The organism is Litoreibacter roseus (assembly GCF_009811795.1).
In the GTDB taxonomy this organism is placed as follows: domain Bacteria; phylum Pseudomonadota; class Alphaproteobacteria; order Rhodobacterales; family Rhodobacteraceae; genus Litoreibacter; species Litoreibacter roseus.
In genome coordinates, this window is the sequence record NZ_BLJE01000002.1 from 1,331,095 (window position 1) to 1,353,638 (window position 22,544).

The window sequence follows — 22,544 nt, forward strand, 5'->3', positions numbered from 1 at the left end:
TAAATTTAAATTTGGCTAATTTCACCAGCTCGCTTACGCCGTGGACGACATCGAAAAGGGACACGGTTCATGGATGCCTATATCGCTGGTTTTTTGCTGGGATTTTCCCTGATCCTGGCAATCGGAGCACAGAATGCCTTTGTCCTGCGTCAGGGTTTGCGACGGGCTCATGTCTTGCTGGTGTGTCTGACCTGCGCCGTTTCCGATGCTATTTTGATCACGCTGGGTGTCGGTGGGTTCGGGCAATTGTCGGAAGTGGCCCCATGGTTTGCGACCGTCATGCGCTACGGTGGCGCTGCATTTCTACTGGTTTACGGGGCGCTGGCGTTTCGCTCGGCCTGGCGCGGGGGCGCTGTGATGGAGGCGACATCAGAAGGCGCCGGTCGCTGGCAGGCAGCCCTTGCAACCTGCCTCGCGCTGACATGGCTCAATCCCCATGTTTATCTGGATACCGTCGTGCTTCTGGGCTCCATCGCCGCGCAATACGATGGTGCGCGAACCGAGTTCGGGGCGGGCGCTGTCACATCATCCTTCGTTTTCTTCTTCTCCCTTGGTTACGGCGCGCGGGCCTTGGCGCCGGTTTTTGCAAACCCACAGGCATGGCGTATTCTCGATATTTTCGTTGGCCTTCTGATGTGGGCCATCGCAGTCAGCCTTTTGGTCTAGTTGCGCTTGCGTCTGGCAGCGCCCCGCTGTCAGGTAGCCCCATGACGGAGACTCGCGCCAACCCGGTTGCTGGCATTTTGTGGATGGTGCTGACGGGCCTGCTTTTTGTGGCGGTGACCGCTGTCGTAAAAAATCTGGGTGGTGCATTGCCCGCCGCACAAGCGGCCTTCCTGAGATATGCCTTGGGTCTCGTCTTTCTGATCCCAATGATCAAACCCATTCGCGATGCCCATCTCAGCCGCCGCGCGTTGGCGTTGTTCGGTCTGCGTGGTTTGGTTCACACCTTCGGGGTAACGCTTTGGTTTTTTGCGATGACCCGGATTTCCATCGCTGAAGTGACGGCGATGAACTACCTCGCACCGGTCTACGTGACCTTGGGGGCGGCGATTTTTCTAGGGGAAAAACTAGCTGCCCGACGGATCGCCGCAGTCGTTATTGCTCTTGTTGGTGCGATGATCATCCTGCGCCCCGGCTTCCGGGAGCTTTCGCCCGGCCACATCGCGATGCTGGTGACTGCCGTTATGTTCGCCGGGTCCTACTTGATCGCCAAGCAGATGTCGGACGAGGTCAGCCCCGCGGTCGTCGTCGGCATGTTGTCAATCACAGTCACCATCGGTCTCGCGCCCTTGGCGTGGGCAGTCTGGGTGCCCCCAAGCTGGTCCAGCATCGGCTGGATGTTTCTTCTCGCGATTTTTGCGACCGCGGGTCATTACACGATGACGTTGGCCTTCGCCGCGGCGCCTGTGACGGTCACCCAGCCGGTGACCTTCCTACAATTGGTCTGGGCGGTTCTGCTGGGCTACGTCGTTTTCGGCGAAAGCATTGATGGATGGGTTATTCTTGGCGGATTGGTCATTTTGGGATCCGTTCTCTTCATCACGTGGCGCGAGGCGGTCCTAAAGCAATCCGCCGTCGCGCCCCATGTCCACCCGGGTCGGCATTAGGATCTTGGGTGCGAGGTATTCTGCGGGTTGTTCAGCGCCGTAAGAACCGCCTGGGTGGTGACGTACCCCACCACTGCGCCCGCGTCCTGCACCGCAATCTCATCGCAAGTTTCAAGCCGGGTCATCAGGTCCTTGACTGAACATTGAGGCTCGACAACGCTGGACGGGTTCGCGCCGTTTTGCGCTGCAGGCACCATGACGTCGCAGGCGCGTAAAACGCCCAGCGGGTTCATATGCGCCACGAAATCAGCCACATATTCATTGGCGGAGTTGGTGAAGATCTCTTGCGGGGTGCCGCATTGGACAATGCGCCCGCCTTCCATGATCGCGATACGGTTGCCGATCTTGAACGCCTCGTCGAGATCATGTGAGACAAAGATGATTGTGCGTTTCAGATCCCGCTGCAGGTCGAGCAGTTCGTCCTGAAGTCGCGTGCGGATCAGCGGATCAAGGGCCGAGAACGGCTCGTCCATCAAGAGGATTGGCGCGTCGGTCACGAAGGCCCGCGCAAGCCCCACCCGCTGCTGCATTCCACCGGACAGCGACCCGACGCTCTTGTCTGCCCAATCGGCCAGACCCACGCGGGCAAGTTGGTCGTCCACCTTCGCCTTGCGCGCGGCTGCAGATAGGCCGCCCAATTCAAGTCCAAGGCCCACGTTTTCGCGCACGGTGCGCCACGGCAGTAAACCGAATTGCTGAAACACCATCGCGATGGTGGACAGGCGCAGGCCCCGCAGGGTTTTTCTGTCGGCGTTCGTGACATCGACCATCTTGCCGCGATCGTTGACCTGCACCGATCCGCGCGCAACGGGGTTCAGGCCGTTCACGGCCCGTAGAAGCGTCGATTTACCCGAGCCGGAGAGACCCATGAGAACCAGAATCTCGCCCTCGGCCACCTTCAGCGTGCAGTCATGCACCCCAAGGATCTGACCGGTGCTCTGTTGGATTTCACTGCGGGACTGTCCCTGATCCATCAGCGGCAAAGCCTTATTCGGCGTTTCCCCAAAGACAATCGAGACGTTGTCAAAGATCACGGCGGGTAAAGAGTTCATTTGCGTTCCACTCTCAGCATACGGTCCAGCATGATGGCGACCACCACAATGACGAACCCGCTTTCAAACCCAAGCGCCGTGTTGACCTGATTGAGCGCACGCACGACCGGCACGCCCAGCCCGTCGGCGCCGACAAGTGCCGCGATGACGACCATTGATAGGGACAGCATGATGGTCTGGTTCAGACCCGCCATGATCTGCGGCAGGGCGTAGGGTAGTTCTACCTTCCAGAGCGTTTGCCGGGGTGTCGCGCCGAAGGCCTGCGCCGCCTCCAGCAATGCGGTAGGTGTCGAAGACACACCCAAATGGGTCAGGCGTATTGGTGCGGGTAGAACGAATATAACCGTGGCGATCAGGCCGGGCACCATGCCGATGCCGAAGAAGACGATGGCGGGGATCAGATAGACAAAGGTGGGCAGCGTCTGCATCAGGTCCAGAACCGGGCGCATCCATGCGTAAAGCCGTGGCCTGTGCGCGGCAGCGATGCCGATCGGCACACCCACGGACATACATACCACACAAGCGGACAGAACCAGCGTGAGGCTCTCTGTCGTTTCTTCCCAATACCCTTGGTTCAGAATGAAGAGAAAACCCAGAAGGATGAAAAGCGGCATCTTCCAGCCCCGATGCAGGACCCATGTCAGGGTCACGAATGCGCCGACAACGATCAGCGGATGAGGCGTTTGCAGCACCCAGAGGATCGCGTCGATCAGAGCTTCCAGAACCAGCGCAAGACCGTCAAAGAAGGGCTCGCCGACCTCCTGTAACCAGTCAAACAGTTTGCGGGCTGTCAGGCCGATTGGGATTTTCGTCTCTGTCAGCCAGTCCATAACCGTCCGAATACTGTAAGCAACTGGTTAAGCATGACGGCAATGGCCCTAGATGTGAAGCGCTTGCACCGGCAAGGCTGGGAATAAAAAAACGCGCGGTCCGGATGTCGGGCCGCGCGCCTTCTATTTGGCTCACAAGAGCTTAGGATCAGAGACCCAATTCAGCCTTCACCGCTGCAGCCGCGTCGCCGCCGTCTTTTGTGGTTACACCGTCCAGCCACATTATAACCGTTTCAGGATTTGCAGCCATCCAGGTGGCGGCGGCCTTTTGCGGATCCTCGTTTTCATTCAGAATCGCGCCCATGATCTCGTTTTCCATTTCCAGCGAAAACTTCAGATTGCCGAGCAGGGCACCCACATTCGGGCAGTCATTGGAAAATCCCGCGCGCGTGTTGGTGTAGACGGTCGCACCGCCCAGATCAGGGCCGAAGAACTCATCGCCGCCGGTCAGATAGCCCATGTCGAAATTCGCGTTCATAGGGTGAGGTTCCCAGCCCAGAAAAACAATCGGCTCGTCCCGCTTGGTGGCCCGGCCAACCTGCGCCAGCATCCCTTGCTCGGAGCTTTCGACAACCTCGAAGCCTTCAAGTCCGAAGGCGTTTGCATCGATCATCGACTGGATCAGCCGGTTGCCATCATTGCCGGGTTCGATGCCAAAGATCTTACCTTCCAGCGCGTCCTTTTGCGCAGCGATATCCGCGAAGTCCTTGATACCCATATCCATGGCAGCCTTGTTCACCGCCAGCGTGTACTTCGCGCCTTCAAGGTTCTCGCGTACGGTTTCGACCGTTCCTGCTTCGGTATAGGGCGCGATATCGGCTTCCATTGTGGGCATCCAGTTGCCAAGGAACACATCGATGTCGCCTTCCGCCATCGAGGTATAGGTCACTGGTACGGACAGCACCTTGATGTCGGTCTCATAGCCCAAAGCCTCCAAAACGACAGTCGTCGCAGCGGTGGTTGCGGTGATGTCTGTCCATCCGACATCGGAAAACGTTACGCTCTCGCAGGCGGCAAAAGCAGATCCGGCGACTGTGCTCAGGGTCAATGCTGCGAGTGTGGTCTTGAAGGTCATGAAAATCTCCCGGTTGTTCATGGATTGACGGTCCATTTCAGAACTCATTATCGTCGCGCAGCACAGAGGTACGTTCTGATGCTGCAACTCGCCCGGACCCTAGCAGGCGCCACATCGCTGCGAAAGCCGGGAATATGGCGGAGCCTGCGGAATGAAACCCAACATTTTGATCATCATGGTCGATCAGTTGAACGGTACGTTCTTCCCGGACGGGCCGGCAGGCTGGCTTCATGCGCCCAACCTCAAGGCTTTAGCGGCGCGGTCCTGCCGGTTTCAGACCTGCTACACGGCCTCGCCGCTGTGCGCGCCGGGGCGGGCCTCATTCATGACGGGGCAACTGCCGTCGCGTACGGGTGTCTTTGACAACGCGGCTGAATTCCGGTCCGACATCCCTACTTTTGCCCATCACCTGCGCCGCGCGGGCTATCAGACCTGCCTTTCGGGCAAGATGCATTTTGTTGGACCAGACCAGCTTCATGGCTTTGAAGAGCGGCTCACCACGGACATTTACCCTGCGGATTTCGGCTGGACGCCGGACTATCGAAAGCCCGGCGAGCGGATCGACTGGTGGTATCATAATATGGGGTCCGTGACCGGCGCTGGGGTTGCCGAGATCACCAACCAGATGGAATATGACGACGAGGTCGCCTATCACGCCACCCGAAAGCTCTATGATTTGTCCCGGGGGAAGGACGCGCGACCGTGGTGCCTGACAGCAAGCTTCACGCATCCCCATGACCCCTACGTCGCGCGGAAGAAATTCTGGGATCTCTATGAGGGGTGCGATGCCCTGCAGCCGCAGGTCGGCCCGATCCCCTACAATCAGCATGACGCTCATTCCCAGCGTATTCTCGACGCCAACGACCACGAGAACTACCAAATCACTGAGGATCAGGTCCGCCGCGCCCGGCGGGCATATTTCGCCAATATCAGCTACCTCGATGAGAAAGTCGGCCAACTTCTGGAAACGCTTGAAGCGACCCGCCAGGAGGCGATTGTCGTGTTCGTTTCAGACCACGGCGACATGCTGGGGGAGCGGGGATTGTGGTTCAAGATGAGCTTTTACGAAGGGTCAGCTCGCGTTCCGTTGATGATTTCGGGACCGGGGATCACGCCCGCATCGGTCAGCACGCCAGTCTCAACAATCGATACCTGCCCAACGCTTTGCGATCTGGCGGGCATTGATATGAGTGAGGTGATGCCGTGGACCGACGGGGAGAGCCTTTTGCCACTGATCCAAGGCGGCACGCGCGACACCCCCGTTGCGATGGAATACGCGGCTGAGGGCAGTTATGCCCCGCTGGTCTCGCTGCGCTACGGAAAGTGGAAATATAACAGATGCAATCTGGATCCTGACCAGTTGTTCGATATGGACGCCGATCCCGATGAGCTGACAAACCTCGCGGCGGATCCGACCCATGGCGGAACCCTGCAGGCGCTGCGGACGAAGTTGGAAGCGCGTTGGGATTTGGAGCGGTTCGATGCCGATGTCCGCGCCTCTCAGGCCGGGCGCTGGGTGGTGTACGAGGCCTTGCGCCAAGGGGGCTACTACCCGTGGGATTATCAGCCATTGCAAAAGGCGTCCGAGCGGTACATGCGCAACCATATGGACCTCAACACGCTGGAAGAAGAACAGCGTTTCCCGCGTGGGGAGTAGGTCGCCACGATCTTCGATCAGAAATAGGACGAGACGAATGCAAGCGGACTACGTAATCGTGGGGGCAGGGTCAGCCGGATGCGCATTGGCCTACCGGCTCAGCGAAGCGGGCAGGTCGGTGATCGTGATCGAATATGGCGGGACCGATGCGGGGCCGCTCATTCAGATGCCGGCGGCCCTGTCCTACCCGATGAATATGAAGCGCTACGATTGGGGCTATCAGACCGAGCCGGAACCGCATCTGGGCGGGCGACGGTTGGCCACCCCGCGCGGCAAAGTCATTGGGGGCTCATCTTCGATCAACGGCATGATCTATGTGCGCGGTCACGCTTGCGACTACGATCATTGGGCCGAAGAGGGCGCCCAGGGATGGGCTTATGCGGACGTACTGCCTTACTTCAAGCGGCTCGAAAGCTGGCACGACGGCGGACGCGGAGGTGATCCGGAATGGCGCGGCAAGTCGGGACCGCTGCATGTGACACGTGGCCCGGGCCTGAACCCGCTGACGCAGGCCTTCATAGAGGCAGGCGCGCAGGCAGGCTATCCGGTGACCGGTGATTATAACGGCGCCCAGCAAGAGGGTTTCGGACCTTTCGATGCGACGATCTACAATGGCAAGCGCTGGTCCTCGGCCAACGCCTATCTGCGCCCTGCGCTGGCCCGCCCGAACTGCACGCTCGTTCACGGACTGGCCGAACGGGTGGTCATCGAAGACGGTCGCGCAACGGGCGTGCAACTTACTCGTGGCAGTCGCACCGAGATCATCGCCGCCAACGCGGAAGTGATCATCGCCGCCAGCTCGATCAATTCGCCGAAACTGTTGATGCTCTCCGGGATCGGCCCCGCAGATCATCTGAAAGAACACGGGATCGAAGTTCTGGCAGACCGGCCAGGTGTCGGGCAGAATTTGCAAGATCATCTGGAGCTTTACATCCAAATGGCCGCGAAGCAGCCGGTCAGCCTGTATCGCTACTGGAACTTGACCAGCAAAGCGATGATCGGGGCGCGCTGGCTTTTCACTGGTGCAGGTCTGGGCGCATCCAATCAGTTTGAAAGCACAGGCTTCATCCGCTCCCGTGCGGGCGTGGAGTATCCTGACATTCAGTTTCATTTCCTGCCGCTGGCCGTCCGGTACGATGGCAAGCTGGCCGCGAAGGGGCATGGGTATCAGGCCCATGTGGGGCCCATGCGGTCCGTCTCACGCGGATCGGTCACGCTGGCCTCTGCCGACCCTGCGGACGCGCCGAAGATCCTGTTTAACTACATGTCCGACCCGTCCGATTGGGAAGACTTCCGCACCTGCGTCCGGCTGACCCGCGAGATCTTCGCCCAACCCGCGTTTGAGCCTTACGCCGACAAGGAACTCCAGCCAGGGGCGCAAATGCAAACCGACGCCGATCTGGATACGTTCATCCGGGAGCATGCAGAAAGCGCCTACCACCCTTGCGGCACCGCTAAAATGGGTGATGCGAATGACCCCATGGCCGTCGTCGATCCGCAAACACGCGTGATCGGCGTGGATGGTTTGCGGGTCGCGGATAGTTCTATTTTCCCGCGGATCACCAACGGCAATCTCAACGGCCCGTCCATTATGGTGGGTGAGAAGGCGGCGGATCACATTCTGGGCAAGGACGCGCTACCGCGCGAGAATGCGATCCCTTGGATGCACCCCGCATGGGCCACAGCACAGCGATAATAATTCACGCAATCGCGGAACAGAATCGGGGTCTTTCGCGCTGATGTTTCAGCCAGTGAAAAATGGAGTGCCCCATGCCGCCCAAAGCTCTCTTCTTCGGTGCGATCGGCACCCTTGTCGAAACATCCGAGATTCAGCGGCAGGCCTTCAACGCGGCCTTTGCCGAGGCGGGCCTCGATTGGGACTGGGATCGGGACACCTATCGGGACATGCTGCAGAAGCCAGGCGGACGGCAGCGCATCGCAGATTTTGCGGACGCGCAGGGGGAAACCGTAAATGTGGATGAGTTGCACCAGAAGAAATCCGCCATCTTCCAGAACCGCCTCGATGAGGGGGTTGCGCTGCGCCCTCGCGTAGCAGAGGTCCTCTCGTCTGCCAAGCAGCATGGGCTGAAGCTGGCTTTTGTCACCACCACCAGTTCCGAGAACATCAACGCTGTGATCCGCGCCACGCATGGGACGCTCCAACGCAGCGATTTCGACTTTGTGGGATCAGACGATATGGTCGCAAATGGCAAGCCCGCCCCTGATATCTATGAGATGGCGCTGGAGCATCTCATGTTGAAACCCAGCGAAGTCGTGGCAGTCGAAGACACGCCAAGTTCCGCCGCCGCCGCAGTCGCAGCCAAAATCAAAACAATCGCGTTTCGGGGCGACTACGCCGAGGGTGAGTTTGAAGGCGTTGCAGATGAGGTCGATATCCTGACCCCAGCGACCGTCGGGCTTGTTGAGGAAGAAGAACTCAACTTCGCGTCCTAAAAGGTCCCCAGAAACTCAAAGATTCGGCGCTGCGCGGCCCGCGTCCAGACATCTATATGTCCTGCGCCGGGCACTTTGTAGAACTGCTTTTTCGGACTACTTGCCGCCTCAAAAATGGCGCGACCCTGCGCAATCGGGATCAGAGGATCATTTGCACCATGCAGGACCAAGAGGGGGGCCTCGAGCTCGCTTGCGTGGTCTTTGCTGGACCACGCATTCTGCATGAGGCCCGTCAAAAGCAAAAGCTCCGGCTGGATCGCTTCGGCCACATCTTTCAACGACGTGAAGGGGGCTTCCAGCAGGATCGCTTTCGGTGCAACGTCCGTATCAGCGTTTAAATGAATGGCCACGGCAGCGCCGATGCTCTCGCCATAAACGACTGGCACGACGGGCGTGCCCGTGATTTCGCCGCCTATCAGGGCCTTGTAAAACTCCGCACTATCCGCGCGAATTGCGCGTTCTACGGGCCACCCCTCGCTGCCGGACGAGGACGGGTAGGCTGGCGCAATCAAGCCATAACCGCGTTTGAGAAATATGCGAAAGCGCGGCGCCCGGTTCGACAGGTTCCCGGCATTTCCATGCAGATACAAAACGGTCGGACGGCCTTTGCGCGGCGGCGCGGACCAGTAGACAAGTTCACGGCCGCTGGACGCCTCGAACCGGTGTGCAGACATGCTTTTCAGATCCAATGTCGCTGGTTCAACCTCGCGCGGGTCGAACGCGTAGACGACCAAACGCTCTGTCAGAAGCAGCCCGCCAAAGATCAGTCCCAACAGGATAGCCGCGCGAATAAGTCCCCGCATTCAGTCCACCTGGTAGGGCAGCACATCGCGCCGGTTGTGATCGACGCTCAGCTTGCTTTCAAGCGGTGGAACCGAGCGCTGATGACAGGTGCGCCGGGGGCAGATCCGACAGGAAATCCCAATCGGCTCGTAGGCGCTGGGGGCTGCGGGGATCAGATCGTCCGCGTAGACCAGAGCGCCCGCATGGGTGATCTCGCAGCCCAAGGCGATGGCATATCGACGCGTCGGCGCGGTGAAACTGCCGCCCGGCTTCGAGACGTCGCGCGCAAGGCTTATGTAGCGGACGCCGTCCGGCGTTTCGGCCAATTGTCGTAAGAACCGCCCTGGCGTCTCGAACGCGCGATGTACATTCCAAAGCGGGCAGGCGCCACCAAACCGCGCAAACTGCAGATGCGTGGCCGAGTGCCGCTTTGTGATCGTGCCCGCCTGATCCACGCGGACAAAGAAGAACGGGATGCCTTTGGCGCCCGGTCGCTGAAGTGTCGACAAGCGATGCGCCACCTGTTCGACAGACGCGCCAAACCGGTCCGCAAGCCGTTCGAGATCGTGACGCGTCTCTTGGGCTGCTTCCAGAAACCGGCCATAGGGCAACAGCGCGGCGCCTGCGAAGTAGTTCGCCAGACCGATCTTGGCAATCTCGCGGGCCGCATCCGTCTGGAACCGGGCAAGATCCAGTGTCGCATCAAGTAGATCACCATGGGCCAGAAGGGCGATTTGATGCAGCAATTGAAACCGCTGGGTCGAGGGCGCTGCATGGGACGAAATGCGGATGGTTTTGGAGGCGGTATCGAAGCTGCGCAGGGCTGAGGTGTCCGCGAGATCCACCTCGAAGGGAATTGCGCCGGACCGCAGAACGTCGCCGTCCATCCGCTCTGCAAAGCGCTCGGCGGCCCGGTCGGCCGCATCAATATAGTTGTCGCAATAATGAAAAAAGTCGCGCACCTCTTCCCACGGGCTGACCTGCATCGCGGTGCCGTCCCGCCCCAAAGCCTCATCGAGTGATGCCAGTTGTTCGTGCGTCTGCCGATAGGCGCGATGCAACTCCAGAAACGCGCGGGCCAGATGTGGTGCGTTGCCAGCGGTCAGCCTCAGATCGGCCAGAGGCGGGTCGGCTTCCGCAAAGATCGGATCCGCCAGCGCCTCACGCATGTCACTGACCAAACGTTCCGCATCACCGGTCGAAAGCTCCGTGACGTCAAAGCCGAATTCCTGCGCAAGAGCCAGAACCACCCCGGTCGAGACAGGGCGGTTGTTGTTTTCCATCTGGTTAAGGTAGGGCAGCGACACCTCCAGCCGTTGGGCGAACGCTTTCTGGGTCAGTCCAAGTCGTGTCCTGACCTCGCGCAGCTTTGCCCCGGCATAAAGCTTTTGCGCCGCCACTATGGGCACCACCGCGCGAAGGTTTGTTTCAGGCGCATTCGTCTATCCGGCTCTTTGCAAGTTTGCTGACCAGATTATAGGCTTTGCAAATCGCCGTCTCAAGCGGGAACGGCGTCCCGCTCACACCGCAGCACATAGAAGATCGCCGCGACGCTGAAGGCCGCGCTGATCCACATGAGCCATTGTAGGGGCTGGCTGCCTTCACCAGCCTCTAGCGCGATTCCGGCTAGTGCGGCCATTGCGGCGCCGCCTCCGATCATGATCGCACTGCCAATACCGCTTGCGGTCCCGGCCAAGCGCGGGCGCACGGACAAGAGGCCTGCCGTGGCATTGGGCAGAACCATCCCGTTGCCCAGACCCACGAAAGTACAAAACCCAAAGAACACCCACGCACTGCCAAACCCGGCATAGGTCAGGATCAGCGACAGGGTCAGGCCGGTGATCAGTATGGTGCTGCCGACAATGATCATGCGGTTGACTCCGTAGCGGACAGAGAACTGGCCCGAGACGAAATTGCCGATGAAGTACCCGATAGCTGGCATGCCGAACAAAAAGCCCGTCATGGTCGGCGGCAGGCCGTAGACTTGTGTCGCCACGTAGGGTGCACCGCCCAGAAACGCGAAGAATGCGCCCGACGAAAAAGCCGCGCTGAACGAATACCCCCAGAATCTGCGGGATCTGAAAAGCTCGGGATATTCTTTCGCCTGCGCGCGGAAGCTCATCCCTGAAGATGTATTCGTCTCGCCCTGATCGAACCAGCACAGCGCGGTCAGCCCGATGCCGAAAACGATCAAGAACAGAAACGTCGAGCGCCAGCCAAACGCCTCGTCCAGAACACCCCCAATGGCGGGGGCAAACATCGGGACCAGCGACATGCCCATCGTCACATAGCCGATCATCGAAGCCGCCTCGTTTTGGGGGACCATGTCCCGCACGATGGCCCGGCTGAGCACCATGGCCACCGCGACCGTGGCTTGGATCATCCGAAAGGTCAAAAACGCCTCAATGGTGGTCGCGAAATAGCATCCGATGGTGGCTAAGACGAAAACCGTCAGAGCACCCAGAACAACAGGCCGCCTTCCAAATCTGTCCGAGATCGGCCCAATCAGGATTTGTAGAACGGCCGTGCATGCCAAGTAGAGCGAGACGGACAACTGCATGATGCTGTATTCTGTCCCAAGCTCCTCGGTCATCCGGGGCAGGGATGGGAGGAAAATGCTCATGTTCATCGCGGACACACCGGCCAGAAGGACCAGTGTCACGATATGCGGAGGGGTGCTGCGATCCAGAAAGCGCGTCGCGGGGAAATGACTCATTACGCTGGCTTACCTCAAACGCGGTGCAGGTCCAACGGCAGCATCGCACAGACTCTGCGCATTCAGATATTTTCAGATTTGCAATTTTCGGCTGATAGTATTCGCAATATTTGCAAATTTGCTATTCTTATCTTTGCTGCAATGCGGCACCCTGTATAAATCCGCCAATCTCGGCCACCGCCTATGTGAGGAGTGACATCAATGAACGACATCCTGAGTGAGTTGGAGGCGCGGCGCGATGTGGCACGGAAGGGCGGCGGGGATCGCCGGATCGCAGCCCAACACGCCAAGGGCAAGCTGACCGCCCGAGAACGGATTGAATTGTTGCTCGACGAAGGCTCTTTTGAAGAATTCGACATGTTCGTGGCCCATCGCTGTACCGATTTCGGGATGGAAGCCGACCGCCCCGCGGGCGACGGCGTCGTCACTGGCTGGGGCACGATCAACGGCCGAATGGTTTACGTCTTCAGCCAGGATTTTACTGTGTTCGGCGGCTCCCTGTCCGAAACCCATGCGCAGAAGATCTGCAAGATCATGGACATGGCGGTTCAGAACGGCGCGCCTGTCATTGGCCTCAACGATTCCGGTGGTGCGCGTATTCAGGAGGGCGTCGCGTCTCTGGCGGGCTATGCGGACGTGTTCCAACGCAACATCATGGCGTCCGGCGTCGTACCGCAGATCAGCGTGATTATGGGCCCGTGTGCGGGCGGCGCGGTCTATTCGCCCGCGATGACGGACTTCATCTTCATGGTCAAAGACAGCTCCTACATGTTTGTCACGGGGCCGGACGTGGTGAAAACCGTGACCAACGAGGTCGTCACCGCCGAGGAGTTGGGTGGCGCATCGACCCATACCAAAAAGTCCTCTGTCGCTGACGGCGCCTTCGAAAATGACGTGGAGGCTTTGGCCGAGGTCCGGCGGTTGGTCGATTTCCTGCCGCTCAACAACCGCCAGAAACCGCCGGTGCGCCCGTTCTTTGACGACCCAGCACGCGTGGACAACAGTCTCGACACCCTGATCCCCGATAACCCGAACCAGCCCTACGATATGAAAGAACTGATCCATAAGGTGGCGGACGAGGGCGATTTCTTCGAAATTCAGGAAGATTTCGCAAAAAACATTCTCACCGGTTTCATTCGCCTTGAGGGCCAAAGTGTTGGCGTCGTTGCAAACCAGCCCACGGTTCTGGCGGGCTGTCTGGACATCGACAGTTCCCGCAAGGCTGCGCGTTTCGTCCGGTTCTGCGATGCGTTTGAAATTCCGATCCTGACCTTTGTTGATGTGCCGGGGTTTCTGCCGGGCACCAGTCAGGAATATGGCGGCGTCATCAAGCACGGCGCGAAACTGCTCTTTGCCTATGGCGAGGCGACGGTGCCGAAGGTCACGGTCATCACCCGCAAAGCCTATGGTGGGGCATACGACGTCATGGCCTCCAAGCACCTGCGTGGCGACTTCAACTACGCGTGGCCCACAGCCGAGATCGCGGTGATGGGCGCCAAGGGTGCGACGGAAATTCTCTACCGCTCCGAACTGGGCGACCCCGACAAGATTGCGGCCCGCACGAAGGACTATGAAGACCGGTTCGCCAATCCTTTCGTGGCCGCGGAAAAAGGCTTCATCGACGAGGTGATCTTGCCCCATTCGACGCGCCGCCGCGTGTCCCGCGCCTTTGCGTCCCTGAGGGGCAAGCAATTGCAAAACCCGTGGAAGAAGCACGACAACATTCCGCTCTGAAGGCTGCCGTTTCCTGATGGATCACCGCGAAAGACAGATTGTCGGAACTCCGCAGGCCCAACTTTCGTTGGGCAGCGGAGGTATTTGTCATGAGCAAGGATCACGGACCGTCCATCAAGGACGACGACACCTACGAAGCGCTGCGCGAAGATGGCATGTCGAAACAGAAGGCTGCGCGGATTGCCAATGCGCAGGCCAACGACGATATGAGTCCATCCAAGAAGGGCGGCAAGGCCCCGCCCTACGAGGAGTGGACGAAGGACGAGCTTTACGAACGCGCACAAGAGTTGGAGATCGAGGGCCGGTCCGACATGGACAAGTCCGAATTGATCAGCGCGCTGCGGGACTGATCACACGTCAGCGTGCCGCATGTTAGGCGCGCGCGTGGCTTTGGGATTTTTCCTCGGTGCGACGGCGTCAGTGGCAGAGGACGCAATCAAGGTGCCATCCGGCGCCCAAGTGGTCTTTCAGGAAATGCGGATTGACGATGGCGGCGGATCAGACGCCGTTCTCAGGGTTAGGTACGTGGCGCCGCAGATCGCTGACACCAGCACTTACGGCTTCGATGTGATCGAGCCGGACCTTTCATATCTGTGTGAAACCCATGGTTTGCTGCTGCGCAGCGAACGCGCGCCAGACACCCGGGAAATCGTAATTTCAATCGCATCTGAACCCATTGCTTTCGGCGAAACCACGCCGGAGGTGGTGCAGTACTTCGACGTGTTTCGGGTCGATAGTGACCACTGTATATGGAGTGGATTGTGAGAATTACACAACATATGGTGGTTCGAGGTCGGTCCGATATGTCGTTTGATGCATTCACGTCACAGGGCTGCGCTGCGTCTGCGAACTGGTATTTTTTCCTTATTAAACGCTATAACCTTAAACGTGGTCGCGCTGTGCCGGCCAAAACTGGGTGCGGGTTTTCGCGGGGGGGTCTCCGTCAGGACTTAGCATCGAATACAAATAGGAGACTTAGATGTCCAAGAGCCTTAAAGCCCTCATCGCCCTCGGGTTTGTTGCTATCGTTTCTGCTTGCGGTGGTGCTGAAGAAGAAGAAGTTGTTATCGTTGAGCCGATTGAAGAAGAAGAAACCTTCGACAAGTTCTAAGATATTTGCGGGACAGGCGTCAGCGTCTGTCCCGCCACTTACGACACAGCCGCGCAACCTTGAAAGCTTTCGGTGCGCGATATGCTGAAGCACAAGGGCTTTCCGTCCCGGCTGCCGGGCACTGACTTCCAGTTTACATTGCGGCGCGAAAACAAATCAGGTGCAACCCCGCTGATCGCGCGTGAGCGCTTCGCAGATCGCAAGCCTGCCGACCGGCGCGCCGACGAAGGATTCGTGTGGGCTCTGTGGGATTACTTTGGTGAAGAGCCGTTTGTGCGCGGCAATCTCGACGCCGGCAGACTGAGCTGGTTGTTGAACCGAGAGGTCGTTCCGGCAGAAGAATCATTCGATCCGGGAAGCTATGATGCCCTGTTGCGTCTCGATGTGACTCGCGCCCGTGCCTCATTTCCAGACGCCTTCGGCCCCAATTTTTGGGGGAATTCGGCGTGAAAATAGGCGACAATCAGGTGTTTGAGCGGGAATTGGCCAATCGGAGCTATGTCAGAAGACAAGACTTTCAGTGGTTTGGTTTTGACGTCATGGTCATTTCAAGAGCTTTTCCCTCCAGCACAGAGATAAGCTCTTACGTACTATACCGTTACCCTTCCCCTCTAAAGAGGTCTGCCCGTCCAGGCAGACCTCTTTTTTATTCCGGTGCGCTGCATATGAAGGGCAGGGGCCATTCGGCAGATTTTGGCTCTTTCATTAACTATTTTTTTCCGGTTCCCGCTGATTTCAGCGTGTCGCATCCCGGAACCTACCTGATACGAAAATGTTGTGGCTCTATCCGCTCAGAAGGAGACAAGACATGCGAAAAACACTCACGGCACTTGGGTTCATCGGCTTGGCATTCACAGTCGCGGCCTGCGACACGGATGCGGAACGCGCGGTTGGTGGGGCAGCTGCGGGCGGCGTCATTGCCGGCACGACAGGCGGCTCTGTCGCGACGGGCGCCATCATCGGCGGTGCCGCTGGCGCGTTCTGTGACGACGTCGGCGTCTGCGACTAGCACAACCACACATCGCCCCTCCTTGAGGGGCACAGCATATCATGGCCATCGTCCCATTCGGGGCGGTGGTCATTTTCTTTTGTCGATCCCGGGTCAAACCGGGGCAAAGGGGACGGGGACATGTTCAAGAAAATTCTGATCGCCAACCGGGGCGAAATTGCCTGCCGCGTGATCAAGACCGCACGCAAGATGGGGATCGCCACGGTGGCGATCTATTCGGATGCTGACCGAAACGCACTGCATGTAAAGATGGCGGATGAGGCGGTTCACATTGGACCAGCGCCCGCCAATCAGTCGTACATCGTGATCGACAAGGTTATGGAGGCGATCAAGCAAACGGGCGCCGAAGCGGTTCATCCGGGCTACGGGTTCCTCAGCGAAAACGCCAAGTTTGCCGAAGCACTGGCGGCCGCGAACGTGGCGTTTATCGGTCCGCCCAAAGGGGCCATCGAGAAGATGGGCGATAAGATCACGTCTAAGAAAATCGCGCAGGACGCCGGTGTTTCGACCGTGCCCGGCTATATGGGCCTGATCGCGGATGCGAACGAGGCTGTGAAGATCTCCAATCAGATCGGCTACCCCGTTATGATCAAAGCCAGCGCAGGCGGCGGCGGCAAAGGCATGCGCATCGCTTGGAGCGATGAGGAAGCGCGCGAGGGGTTCCAGTCTTCCAAGAACGAGGCCGCGTCCAGCTTTGGCGACGACCGGATTTTTATCGAGAAATTCGTCACCCAACCCCGGCATATCGAAATCCAGGTGCTCGCTGACAGCCATGGCAACTGCATTTACCTGGGCGAGCGGGAATGCTCCATCCAGCGCCGCAACCAAAAGGTGATCGAAGAGGCTCCATCGCCGTTTCTGGACGAAGCCACCCGCGTGGCCATGGGCGAGCAAGCCTGCGCGCTGGCCTCTGCCGTGGGATACACCAGCGCGGGCACGGTCGAGTTTATCGTCGATGGCGGGCGTAACTTCTACTTCCTTGAGATGAACACCCGCCTTCAGGTGGAACACCCGGTCACAGAACTGATCACAGGCGTTGATCTGGTCGAACAGATGATCCGCGTGGCCTATGGCGAGAAACTTGCGCTCGCACAAAAGGACGTAAAGCTAAACGGCTGGGCCATGGAAAGCCGCCTCTATGCCGAGGATCCCTATCGCAATTTCCTGCCCTCCATCGGGCGGCTGACGCGCTATCGCCCGCCCGCCGAGGAAACAAGAGACACCTATGTCGTGCGCAACGACACCGGCGTCTTCGAGGGTGGCGAGATCAGCATGTATTACGACCCGATGATCGCCAAGCTCTGTACATGGGCGCCCAGCCGGGGTGAGGCGATTGAGGCGATGCGGGTGGCGCTCGACAGTTTTGAACTTGAGGGGATCGGGCACAATCTGCCGTTTCTCAGCGCCGTCATGGACCACCCTAAATTCGTCTCGGGCGAGATCACAACGGCCTTCATTGCTGAAGAGTATCCCGAAGGGTTCGACGGGGTCGAATTGGATGAGGCGGCGCTGACACGTGTCGCATCTGCTGCCGCTGCCATGCACCGGGTCGCCGAAATCCGGCGGGCGCGGATCTCGGGCCGGATGGACAATCACGAACGCAAGGTGGGCGCCGATTGGGTTGTGACCGCGCAGGGAACGCGGCATGCCGTCAGCATCGACGCGGACCGCACAGGTGCCACGGTCACCCATGACGATGGCACCAGTCACCGTGTTACGTCCGACTGGACGCCGGGCGACACGCTGGCGCGGCTTGATATCGACGGCACACCGCTGGTTCTGAAAGTAGACAAGATTTCGGGCGGCTTCCGCCTGCGGACCCGCGGGGCCGAGATGAAGGTCCATGTCCGCACACCGCGTCAGGCTGAATTGGCCGTGCTCATGCCTGAAAAGCTGCCGCCTGATACCTCGAAACTGTTGCTGTGCCCCATGCCCGGCCTGATCGTGAAGGTCGACGTGGCCACAGGCGATGAGGTTCAGGAAGGGCAGGCGCTTTGTACGGTCGAAGCCATGAAGATGGAAAACATCCTGCGGGCCGAACGCAAGGGCACGGTGTCCAAGATCAACGCAGCCGCCGGTGACAATCTGGCGGTGGATGATGTGATCATGGAGTTTGAGTGAGCGTCTTCGCTGCCATATGGGGGTGGTTCGCCGCCCTTGATCCCCGGATCTGGCAGGCGATCATCGCGGGCATATTTCTGGCCTTCGGCTGGATCGTGAACGGGATGCAGAACCGCCGGGTCGCCGCGCGGTTCCGCAAGGAAAAGTTGCGTGACGCGCACAGGGCCATCTTTGCGGAAATTGCACCAAATCTTGCAAATCTGTGGGATGAGACCGCGCTGGACGATCACGCCGCAACACTCATCGCTCAGATGGAAGAGGATCCGAATTTCCTGCCATTCATCCCGAAAGAGCGCAACGACCGCCTGTTCAGCGCCATTCAGCAAGAGATCTGGATTTTGCCGCGTGTCACCATCGATCCGGTTGTGATGTATTACGTCATTCTGGATGCGGTGGATTCGCTCACGGACGATATGCGCGGTGACAGTTTTGCCGCGTTGCCCCAAGACCGACGTATCGCGATCTATCGCGATTACATCGAAATGCGCAAACAGCTTCTGATTTCAGGGAGAATCGCCAATCATCTGATCAGCATTTACGCGCGTGACGGAAAAAAGGCCGCCGAAGAAGAGGCCGCGCGTCTGGCGCCCTATTCAGGGCAACCGTTGCCTAGTAGCCTGACCGTGGACCGGTCCGCCACGTGAACGGGGCGGGCTTATACGGGATGTCAGGCATCGGTGCTTTTACAGGTGTCTCAGACATGTGGTCTCCTTCTGCCCATAAGATAATGGTAAAACGCTTCCAATTCAATAAAGAACCCTACGGCTCCAACGGACGACGTTCGCGTAACTCCTGCTGGCGCAACGGCATTTTGTCGATAACCCGGCTGATCTCGCGCACATCCCAGGGCAGGGGCTTGCGCAGCTTCACACCGCCATCCTTGCCGATCAGGACCAGCATGAACCCGCGAGGGCGCAATTGTTCCCGCAGGGCGGAATTCGCAGACGGGTCGGTATCGGTGATGATCACCACATCGCGCTCTGCAAGTACGTCCAACCGTTGCGTCAACAGACCGATCTGGCGTTGGTATGCAGGGTCCGCGGGCGTCTGGGCAAACACCACTATGGGCCGCTTGACCCACAAGAAGTCCTCCAGATTGATCTCGCTGGCATCCAAAATGAACTCGTCCAACGCCGGGTCCGCATCCGTCGCCTGTGCGTGGCCAGCGGCCCCAAATGCCGCAAACACCGCCACTGAAAATATACTGATCGCCCGTTTCATACGCCCTCCGTTTCCAAACCATATAGGCGCGACATCCCCAGATGCTACGGCGATTTTAACACCTCCGCGTGACGAGATGCAGATGACTGCAGCCTTCGTCCGCCAAAGACAGACGAGGACCAAGAGATGAGCCAGAAAAAGAACGAGTGGGAAGAGCGCGCCCGGACCGAACTGCGCGGGCGCGCCCTGGACGATCTGACGTGGAACAGTCCGGAGGGCATCGCGATCCAGCCAGTCTACGGACCCGAAGACGCCGATGGCTTGGAACACATGGGCTCCATGCCAGGCGAGGGCCCCTACACGCGCGGTCCACGGTCGACTATGTATACCGGCCGCCCGTGGACGATCCGCCAATATGCAGGCTTCTCGACGGCCGAGGAATCCAATGCCTTCTACCGAAACGCCTTGAAAGGCGGACAACAAGGCGTGTCCGTGGCCTTCGATTTGGCCACCCACCGGGGCTATGACAGCGACCATTCAAGGGTGGAAGGTGATGTAGGCAAGGCAGGCGTGGCCATCGACAGTGTGGAGGATATGAAGATCCTCTTTGACGGCATCCCCTTGGGCGACATCTCCGTTTCTATGACCATGAACGGCGCCGTGATCCCGGTTCTGGCGTCTTTCATCGTTGCGGGGGAAGAGCAGGGCGTCGACCGCGCCAAACTGTCCGGCACCATTCAGAACGACATCCTGAAGGAATTCATGGTCCGCAACACCTACATCTACCCGCCTGAGCCATCCATGCGGATCGTGGCGGATATCATCGAATACACCGCCGCCGAGATGCCGCGCTTTAACTCAATCTCGATCTCTGGCTACCACATGCAGGAAGCAGGCGCGAACCTTGTGCAGGAACTGGCGTTCACGCTGGCGGACGGCAAAGAATACGTGAAAGCCGCGCTGGACCGGGGCATGGATGTGGACGCTTTCGCGGGGCGCCTCAGCTTTTTCTTCGCCATCGGCATGAATTTCTTCATGGAGGCTGCCAAACTGCGGGCCGCGCGTTTCCTGTGGCACCGCATCATGAGCGAGTTCAATCCGAAGAAAGAGCAGTCCCTTATGCTGCGCACCCACTGCCAGACCTCCGGCGTCAGCCTGCAGGAGCAGGACCCCTACAACAACATCGTGCGCACCGCCTACGAGGCGATGAGCGCCGTTCTGGGCGGCACGCAGTCCCTGCACACCAATAGCTTTGACGAGGCCATCGCGCTGCCCACGGCCTTCTCCAGCCGCATTGCCCGCAACACCCAGTTGATCCTGCAAAACGAGACCAAGGTGACCAAGGTCGTGGACCCTCTGGCGGGGTCGTACTACGTCGAAAAATTGACCGCTGATCTGGCAGATGAGGCGTGGAAGATCATTCAGGAAATCGACGAAATGGGTGGTATGACCAAAGCCGTTGCTTCCGGCATGCCCAAACTGCGCATCGAAGAGGCCGCCGCCTTGCGTCAGGCGCAGGTGGACCGGGGCGAAGAGGTTATCGTCGGTGTCAACAAGTTCCGGCTCGAAAAAGAAGACGTCATCGACATTCTCGACGTGGACAATGTGCAGGTGCGCGACGCCCAGATCAAACGGCTCGACCGCATCAAATCCAGTCGCGACCAAGCCGCTTGCGACGCCGCGCTCACGGCGCTGACGGACGCCGCCAAATCAGGAACCGGCAATCTGCTGGCGCTGGCCGTGGACGCCGCGCGCGCGCGCGCGACAGTGGGGGAGATCAGCATGGCGATGGAGGACGTTTTCGGCAGACACCGCGCCGAGGTCAAAACGCTCGCAGGCGTCTATGGCGCCGCTTATGAGGGCGACGAAGGCTTTGCCCAAATTCAGAAAGACGTGGAAACCTTCGCAGAACAGGAAGGCCGCCGCCCCCGCATGCTGGTCGTCAAGATGGGTCAGGACGGTCACGATCGGGGCGCCAAGGTGATCGCCACGGCATTCGCCGATATTGGCTTCGACGTGGATGTAGGTCCGCTGTTCCAGACCCCCGAAGAGGCCGCACAGGATGCCGTCGACAACGACGTGCACGTGATCGGCATCAGCTCACAGGCGGCGGGCCACAAGACCCTCGCGCCGAAACTGGTGCAGGCTTTGAAAGACGCGGATGCGGGCGAGATCATCGTCATCTGCGGTGGCGTCATTCCGCAGCAGGATTACGAGTTCCTCTACAATTCCGGGGTCAAAGCCATCTTCGGCCCGGGCACCAACATTCCCAAAGCGGCGAAGGATATCTTGGAGCTGATCCGGACATCGGGAACAACCTGATGCGCAAAACGATCCGTCGAAGTCAGGTCTGCATCTGGATCGAAGCAGACAACGCCGCGACGTAGCTATGCGCTTCACGACAGATGAAGCTGAACTCTTCAACGAATTGATCGTGCAGACACTTTACGGCTGCACGTCAGCGTCGATGTCCGACCGGGCCGCTGATGTGGATCTTCGCAACAGCTATGTCGGAGGACTCGCAGATATGAGCGATTTCTTCGAGATCCATTGGATGATGGAGCGCATTGGTATCCTGTCATCAGATCTGCACTGCAGATATTCAGAGATGGAAGTTCGCGAGGTGCTCGGCAATGATTCTGAACGCTTCAAGATCGACCTGCTCTGGGTGATCGGTGCATTTGTTTTCTCGAATTTATACTATCAAAAGAACGTGGGTCTGACGTGCATTCGAGACGCGAAACCGGCGGACGCTTTTGATGTGCCTCACCGTCTGAACGAGACATTTCAACTCTTGGACGCGTGCGGATATGCAGCCCGGCAGGGCGCAGCCTACAAATGGACCGAAAAGGCATCGCCGATCATGTGCGCGCTCGGGAGCTGGCAATTTTTTCAACCGGAAGGGCGAGGCGCGCGATTGTATGTAGACCGGATGATTGAAACGATTCCCGACCGGTTTCGTGCTCTTTTCGAACCTTCCCGGGACTCATGGTGGCCAGAAACGAAACCACCCGCCAGCGGGCATGAAAGAGCTGTATTATGTGTTTCAAACCACTGGTACAGGGACAATTGGCACCTTGAAGGCGCTGTGAAAGAAGATGACCTGACGGGATTGCCCTACGGCTTTTCCATTGCAACCGGTCTCGCCGAACTTTTGAATGCCATTCTACGCGGTGAACAAGAAAGATAGCGTCACCGGGCACAATTCGAGTGATTGCGGTGAACATCTGA

At 58.9% G+C, this 22,544-nt stretch carries 22 protein-coding genes; 15 read left to right on the plus strand and 7 right to left on the minus strand.

Annotated elements, in window-relative coordinates:
* Window positions 1-69: 69 nt before the first annotated feature.
* Both KIN_RS13625 and KIN_RS13630 read left to right on the plus strand, forming a co-directional pair.
* On the plus strand, window positions 70-666 hold the full coding sequence (locus KIN_RS13625) for a LysE/ArgO family amino acid transporter (RefSeq protein WP_159807796.1): 597 nt from the start codon (window positions 70-72) through the stop codon (window positions 664-666).
* Window positions 667-707: 41 nt separating this feature from the next.
* A complete protein-coding gene (locus KIN_RS13630) occupies window positions 708-1,610 on the plus strand; it encodes a DMT family transporter (protein WP_243144921.1) in 903 nt (300 codons plus the stop codon).
* On the opposite strand, the gene choV is transcribed toward KIN_RS13630, so the two are convergent.
* From choV to KIN_RS13645, 3 genes are all read right to left on the minus strand, one after another.
* The gene (gene choV / locus KIN_RS13635; RefSeq protein ID WP_159807798.1) at window positions 1,607-2,662 is read right to left on the minus strand and encodes a choline ABC transporter ATP-binding protein; all 1,056 of its coding nucleotides are present in this window, start codon (window positions 2,660-2,662) and stop codon (window positions 1,607-1,609) included. The two genes, KIN_RS13630 and choV, sit on opposite strands and share 4 nt — an antisense overlap.
* Entirely contained in the window at window positions 2,659-3,492 is an 834-nt protein-coding gene (choW, locus tag KIN_RS13640) for a choline ABC transporter permease subunit (protein WP_159807800.1), read from the minus strand. Before choW ends, choV begins: the two co-directional genes overlap by 4 nt.
* 148 nt (window positions 3,493-3,640) lie before the next feature.
* Entirely contained in the window at window positions 3,641-4,567 is a 927-nt protein-coding gene (locus KIN_RS13645; protein WP_159807802.1) for a choline ABC transporter substrate-binding protein, read from the minus strand.
* A gap of 151 nt (window positions 4,568-4,718) precedes the next feature.
* On the opposite strand from KIN_RS13645, the gene betC reads away from it, so the two are divergent.
* The 3 genes from betC to KIN_RS13660 all read left to right on the plus strand — a co-directional run bounded on the left by betC (window position 4,719) and on the right by KIN_RS13660 (window position 8,678).
* On the plus strand, window positions 4,719-6,224 hold the full coding sequence (gene betC, locus KIN_RS13650) for a choline-sulfatase (RefSeq protein WP_159807804.1): 1,506 nt from the start codon (window positions 4,719-4,721) through the stop codon (window positions 6,222-6,224).
* 37 nt (window positions 6,225-6,261) lie between these two features.
* Window positions 6,262-7,920, plus strand: coding sequence for a choline dehydrogenase (gene betA, locus KIN_RS13655; protein WP_159807805.1), 1,659 nt, complete (start codon window positions 6,262-6,264; stop codon window positions 7,918-7,920).
* A gap of 74 nt (window positions 7,921-7,994) precedes the next feature.
* Window positions 7,995-8,678: an HAD-IA family hydrolase gene (locus KIN_RS13660; protein ID WP_159807807.1), complete on the plus strand. Its 684-nt coding sequence runs from the start codon at window positions 7,995-7,997 to the stop codon at window positions 8,676-8,678.
* Here the strand turns inward: KIN_RS13660 and KIN_RS13665 are convergent.
* The 3 genes from KIN_RS13665 to KIN_RS13675 all read right to left on the minus strand — a co-directional run bounded on the left by KIN_RS13665 (window position 8,675) and on the right by KIN_RS13675 (window position 12,177).
* Window positions 8,675-9,481 carry an alpha/beta hydrolase gene (locus KIN_RS13665; protein WP_159807809.1) on the minus strand — a complete coding sequence of 269 codons (807 nt, stop codon included), beginning with the start codon at window positions 9,479-9,481 and terminating at the stop codon, window positions 8,675-8,677. The two genes, KIN_RS13660 and KIN_RS13665, sit on opposite strands and share 4 nt — an antisense overlap.
* The gene (locus KIN_RS13670; protein WP_159807811.1) at window positions 9,482-10,861 is read right to left on the minus strand and encodes a helix-turn-helix domain-containing protein; all 1,380 of its coding nucleotides are present in this window, start codon (window positions 10,859-10,861) and stop codon (window positions 9,482-9,484) included. It lies immediately after the preceding gene.
* A gap of 98 nt (window positions 10,862-10,959) precedes the next feature.
* The gene (locus tag KIN_RS13675; protein WP_159807813.1) at window positions 10,960-12,177 is read right to left on the minus strand and encodes a multidrug effflux MFS transporter; all 1,218 of its coding nucleotides are present in this window, start codon (window positions 12,175-12,177) and stop codon (window positions 10,960-10,962) included.
* Window positions 12,178-12,378: 201 nt separating this feature from the next.
* Here KIN_RS13675 and KIN_RS13680 point away from each other — a divergent pair, with 201 nt between their 5' ends.
* From KIN_RS13680 to KIN_RS13710, 8 genes are all read left to right on the plus strand, one after another.
* Window positions 12,379-13,911, plus strand: coding sequence for an acyl-CoA carboxylase subunit beta (locus KIN_RS13680; protein WP_159807815.1), 1,533 nt, complete (start codon window positions 12,379-12,381; stop codon window positions 13,909-13,911).
* 89 nt (window positions 13,912-14,000) lie between these two features.
* Entirely contained in the window at window positions 14,001-14,261 is a 261-nt protein-coding gene (locus tag KIN_RS13685) for a DUF7218 family protein (RefSeq protein ID WP_159807817.1), read from the plus strand.
* A gap of 34 nt (window positions 14,262-14,295) precedes the next feature.
* Window positions 14,296-14,676 (plus strand): DUF6497 family protein, encoded by a 381-nt coding sequence (locus tag KIN_RS13690; RefSeq protein ID WP_159807819.1) that lies wholly within the window; start codon window positions 14,296-14,298, stop codon window positions 14,674-14,676.
* A gap of 214 nt (window positions 14,677-14,890) precedes the next feature.
* Window positions 14,891-15,022: a hypothetical protein gene (locus KIN_RS22565; protein ID WP_279285266.1), complete on the plus strand. Its 132-nt coding sequence runs from the start codon at window positions 14,891-14,893 to the stop codon at window positions 15,020-15,022.
* Between the two features lie 81 nt (window positions 15,023-15,103).
* Window positions 15,104-15,472, plus strand: a complete 369-nt coding sequence (locus tag KIN_RS13695; protein ID WP_159807821.1) for a hypothetical protein — start codon at window positions 15,104-15,106, stop codon at window positions 15,470-15,472.
* A 358-nt stretch (window positions 15,473-15,830) separates the two neighbouring features.
* Window positions 15,831-16,031 (plus strand): hypothetical protein, encoded by a 201-nt coding sequence (locus KIN_RS13700; RefSeq protein ID WP_159807823.1) that lies wholly within the window; start codon window positions 15,831-15,833, stop codon window positions 16,029-16,031.
* A 120-nt stretch (window positions 16,032-16,151) separates the two neighbouring features.
* On the plus strand, window positions 16,152-18,152 hold the full coding sequence (locus tag KIN_RS13705) for an acetyl-CoA carboxylase biotin carboxylase subunit (RefSeq protein WP_159807825.1): 2,001 nt from the start codon (window positions 16,152-16,154) through the stop codon (window positions 18,150-18,152).
* Window positions 18,149-18,796, plus strand: a complete 648-nt coding sequence (locus KIN_RS13710; protein WP_159807827.1) for a hypothetical protein — start codon at window positions 18,149-18,151, stop codon at window positions 18,794-18,796. Before KIN_RS13705 ends, KIN_RS13710 begins: the two co-directional genes overlap by 4 nt.
* Before the next feature lie 115 nt (window positions 18,797-18,911).
* On the opposite strand, the gene KIN_RS13715 is transcribed toward KIN_RS13710, so the two are convergent.
* A complete protein-coding gene (locus tag KIN_RS13715) occupies window positions 18,912-19,373 on the minus strand; it encodes a DUF4174 domain-containing protein (protein WP_159807829.1) in 462 nt (153 codons plus the stop codon).
* Window positions 19,374-19,499: 126 nt separating this feature from the next.
* Between KIN_RS13715 and scpA the strand changes: the two genes are divergently transcribed.
* Entirely contained in the window at window positions 19,500-21,635 is a 2,136-nt protein-coding gene (gene scpA, locus KIN_RS13720) for a methylmalonyl-CoA mutase (RefSeq protein ID WP_159807831.1), read from the plus strand.
* A 67-nt stretch (window positions 21,636-21,702) separates the two neighbouring features.
* Window positions 21,703-22,503 (plus strand): hypothetical protein, encoded by an 801-nt coding sequence (locus tag KIN_RS13725; RefSeq protein ID WP_159807833.1) that lies wholly within the window; start codon window positions 21,703-21,705, stop codon window positions 22,501-22,503.
* The last annotated feature ends 41 nt before the right edge of the window (window positions 22,504-22,544 follow it).